Origin of the sequence: Metabacillus sp. YM-086, from assembly GCF_048059995.1 — a bacterium.
In the GTDB taxonomy this organism is placed as follows: Bacteria; Bacillota; Bacilli; order Bacillales; family Bacillaceae; genus Metabacillus; species Metabacillus litoralis_B.
Map to the genome: position 1 here is coordinate 1 of NZ_JBLUOI010000147.1, position 4699 is coordinate 4699.

A 4699-nucleotide genomic window follows, 5' to 3' on the forward strand; every position below is an offset into this window, starting at 1 on the left:
CTGGAATTTCATAAGAATCATAGGCTGAGTTACTGATTCCTGCTTCACCCATTGCATGTGCTTGCTCAATCATGTTTCCATAAAGAAGGTCGTACTCAAAGTTTGGGTTATGTGGCGGTGTTGTTGGCTCAATTAAGAATCCAGGCACATAGCCGTGCATATCAAGAAATGAAAGTGGTGTCCACTTTGCAATTTCTTGTGTTACTTCTTTTGTTTCAATTTGTGTTTGATAGTGGTTATCACGGTTTAAGTCAAAGCCATTGGCATTTGCACGTGTATTTGCCACTCTTCCATCAGGATTGTTTGTGAACATATATAAGAAAATCACATCATCAAGAACATCATCCACGTTTAACGTGACTTCTTTTTCTTGCTTGTTCTCAATTGTATTAAAAGTAATTTCGTCTTCTAGTGCAAACTTCTTGAATAACTCAACCTGCGCATCCACACCTTCTACTTCGTCAGGGTGAATATTGTTAATCCAAACGGGAACCTGGTAATCTCCCATTTCTCCGTCTTCTAATTTTTCTAGTAAACTATCAGGATCTTCTAATGCAGTTGGTAGAGTTTCATTTAAATACTTATCTACTGCTTCTTTATCTTTAGCTAAAACAACAAAATGAAGGTCACGACCTTCTACTGATTTTCCAAAGCTTTGGTACTCAAGGTAGCGGTCATTAGCCACTTCTGCTTCATCAAACACTTGGTCAATCGTTGGCTTCAATTCTTCATAAAAATGAAATTGGTCATAAACATTAAGTTCAACCGTTTGTGTTGCCTTCTTATTACTAGCTGTGTCAACTAATGCTAATTCGTAATCACCGATAAATTGTTGGTATTGAGTACGAATTGTTCGGTTTGATAGATTGTCTCTGCCGTAAAGGAGACCGAACTCTAAAGTTGCTTTAATGGTGGTTGTTCCATTTACAAAGTGTGGCTCCTCGATGACAGTAATAAAAGGATCTCCATTATAGCTTGTCCCACCAGACCACTTTTTCCAATCTGAAAGACTTTTCCCTCCAAATAGGAACTCTAGTTGACTCAATTCTACATTATCACCAAAATCCGCCATAACTTCTACTGTTCTAGTTTCAGTTAATGAGAGTAAAGTCCTGTTAGTCTCTAACTCTATTACCTCATAGTTCTCCGCTGTTTCAGTAGCCGAAACAGGTATTGCTGATTGTGCGAATAGAGCTAGTACTAATAGAAATGCTAATAATCCTGAAAACCTCTTCTTCATCAGATCATCCCTTCTTTTATGTATGTTAAATAGATCACATAATTAATGGTAATAGAATATTCAGAAATCAAACAGTGAAAATAGTTCGGGATACGAAAGGAAATTACTCGACAATATGTAGGCTTAGATGACCAGTAGTGATTATAGAAGCAGAGGTTACTAGGTATTAAGTATAGGAGTATTACCTTTCATTTCTGCTAATTACTGTATTCGAAGGAATATGTGTTTATTTCAGATATTTACTTATAAATGTATACTGAGAACTGAAATATTCGTTCAGTGTCTATTTAATCGTACAATCACTTACGATCTTGTTATATCGTTACATTATTCATCTATCTAGATTTATCCAGAAAATAAATGGGGGACGAGAGACAAGGAACCTGTCCCTTTGTCTTCATTTATAGATAAAATTTTAAGTGGTTGTTGTGGACTTTGTAAGCGTTTTCAAGTATAATATAGGTATTCAGTCATTATTTTATTTTTTAAGGAGTGGTCTTAATGGAGCATCAAGAGAATGTATTTGTCGGAATGTTTTGGGGAGCATTATTAAGTTTTCCATTATGGGCTGCGTTTTTTTTATTTTTGAAGTTTCTTTTATAGGAGTAATAGCATATAGCCTACTTAAATAGGAATGGAAAGAAACGCGATTATAATAGTTTTCTTGAAAACAAATGAACAATTTTCCATTCCAATTTCCTTTTTCTATTCATCTTAAAAAGTCACCCCTAAGAGTGACTCTTCTTTACTTAGGCAACAGTCCTGCACCTATTAATCCGGCCTTTTGATCTAATAATGCTGGCTTCAGTACGAAGTCTCCCTTCAAGCTTGGAAATAAATATCCCTTTGTTTTTTCAATTAGCGGCGCTAAAAGTAATTCCTTCGATTTCATCACACCCCCACCGATCACGATGATCTCAGGGTTCACTGTGTGAACGATATTTGCCAAGCCAATCGCAAGATAGCTAATGGCTTCATCAAGGATGGCTTGCGCTTCTTTGTTGCCCTGCTCTGCCAGTTGGAAGACTCCTTGCGCACCGTTTGTGATGTTCAGGCGTTCTTGACCAATTCTGCCGATCGCCGTTCCACTAGCTAGTCCTTCTAGAGCACCTTTGTTCAGTCCTGGACCGTGGTAGGCGTCTGGGCTTGGGTTAACAATCATATTGCCAATCTCCCCGCAGCTGCCTTGAGCACCTGAGACGAGCTCACCGTTTAGCACATAGCCGCCGCCGATTCCCGTGCTAACTGTGATGAAGAATACACTGCTAGCGCCTTTTCCTGCGCCAAGTGTTGCCTCGGCAAGGGCTGCTGCGTTTGCATCGTTTTCTAGCTTTACTGGTAGGTTGGTTTTTTCTTCAAGTAGTTGGACGATCGGGATGTTTACCCAGCCTGGTAGGTTAGGTGGTTCGATAATTACTCCGTCATGTGGGTTGAGAGGACCTGGTGATCCGATGCCAACTGCTTTGATTTTATATGTAGATTTTAGTTTGTTGATGATCTCTGCCATTTGGTTTATGACGTACTCAGGTCCTTTTGCTGCTTCTGTTGCTTGGCTTTGTTCGTCGATAATTTCTCCCTGCTCATTGAAGACGCCGATGCGCAGGTTTGTGCCGCCGAGGTCGATTCCGATTGTGTGCATGGTTGTACCTCCTTTTTCCTTTATTTCTATATGATGAATTTTTTCTGTTACCTGTAGTAATTTTACCTGAATGTCGGGCGTATGAAAAGGGTTCCAAAAAGAAGCAACCTCTCCTTAAAAGGAGTGAAATTACTTTTTTAAATGAAAAAAACATCCACTGGGGATGCTTTTTCTTCTTTTCTTAATACAGTACAGAAGGATCAATTGGCGCATATAAAGACGGATCGAAGTTTCCATCCATATTCATTAGTCGATATAGAGCATAAAAGTTACCTTCACCGTATGTCTGATCTTCATAGAATTGTGCATTTAGTATTTGGCCAGTCGGACTTACAAAGATGATTTCATCAAGAGCATCGTCTGTTGGATATGGATTATAGTAAACATCTCCTTCAAATGAGTTTAGGAATTCCACCGGGAAGCCGTAGCCACCTGCAATATATGTGTGAGCAATAAAGTTCACTGTATCGTTGCCACCGTAATAAACATAAAGATCTTCGTCAAACTCTGAATATGGATAAGGATATACATAGGCTAAATATGTACCACCTTCAAATTCATCTAGATCTTTATAAGTTGGTTGACCGAGTGCTGTGAATGTTTCATTTCTTGTTTGTGAAAGAGTTGCCCCGTTCAGCAGGATGTCTCCTGTTGCTTGGTTGTACGTTAATTTAACTGCTTCTCCATCACCTGCTGTTGTTTGGGTAAGCTTGTCACTGAACCAACTGAGGTATGCAGTTAATTCTTGGTTTACTGATGCTGGAAGGGCTTTGTAGCCTCCTGCTTGTTTAATCGCGACTGCACGTTTTTTCAGTCTGTCTAATTTCGCATAATCACTTTTCATTTTTGTGAATTCACTGTTGTAGTAGGAATCTGTGATCACAGCAATTAGTCTGTATTGAGAAACTTCATAGATGACGCGTTCTCTCGCTACTTTTGCCACTTTGACATACGTGTCATTTAAGTATTTACGATTTTTAGAGCCTGAAACTTTTCCGATTGCGCGTTCAACCTTTTTGATATCAGCACTGAATGCATCGTATTGCTCGTCGATGTAGTAAAGATCGCCATTGCTGATTGTTTGATTGAAGATATTTGTTTTTTGTAGCAGCTTTTTCCCTGCACCTACAGCGTTTGCATAGTTGATGTCTGTAGCAGCGCTTGATGTTGTTGGCAGGATCGATGCGGTGAATAAAGTAAGTAAAATTGCCAGAAGTATTTTCTTCATGTTCAGCCTCCGAAGTAGTAATAAAAACCTATTATAAATGTACTATTCTAGAAGACTGTTAGTCAATTTAAACTTAAAGGGGGATAATGGATAATATCTTAATTATAATCTACTTTTTTCCTTGAACAGAAGCAAAAAGAAGTTATCTCCATAAGAGATACTTCTAGTATTATCATATGGGAATATTTTTTTAGAGGTTTACTGAGTTTTGTATTTGCTCAGCCCTTTTGGGTTCATTTATTAGTCTGAAGCTCATTTATGTGGGTTCAATTTCATGTGAAGTCTATTAAATCAAACTGCTTTCTTAATTTAGATATTTCTCTTTCATTTTGGACGGTCTTTTCCCAAGTGTGTTCATGATCTAACTCAACTGATGAGAATCGACTGTTGATTTCATTATAGTACTTTTCATTTTCCAGTCGCACTTGTGTTAAATCTTCCTGTGTTGCTTTTTGGTCTTGTTTCATTTCTGAAATGTCTTGCTTTATTTCTGAAATGTCTTGTTTCATTCCTGAGATATCTCGTTTCATATCCTTAACTTCTTGTCTCGTTTCTTGTTGCTCCCTTTTCATATCCGTTTGCTCTTGTTTCA

Annotated in this window: 3 protein-coding genes and 1 pseudogene; all 4 read right to left on the bottom strand. The window is 38.1% G+C overall.

Going from position 1 to position 4699, the window contains the following annotated elements; translation table 11 throughout:
- Positions 1-1240, bottom strand: a 1240-nt coding sequence (locus tag ACEWK1_RS27270; RefSeq protein WP_416636847.1) for a M14 family metallopeptidase, incomplete at its 3' end; no start/stop codon positions are given.
- 745 nt (positions 1241-1985) lie between these two features.
- A complete protein-coding gene (locus ACEWK1_RS27275) occupies positions 1986-2879 on the bottom strand; it encodes an ROK family protein (protein ID WP_212135477.1) in 894 nt (297 codons plus the stop codon).
- Between the two features lie 181 nt (positions 2880-3060).
- Positions 3061-4107 carry a hypothetical protein gene (locus ACEWK1_RS27280; protein WP_212135475.1) on the bottom strand — a complete coding sequence of 349 codons (1047 nt, stop codon included), beginning with the start codon at positions 4105-4107 and terminating at the stop codon, positions 3061-3063.
- Positions 4108-4379: 272 nt separating this feature from the next.
- Positions 4380-4699, bottom strand: a pseudogene (locus ACEWK1_RS27285) (hypothetical protein); the annotation flags it as partial.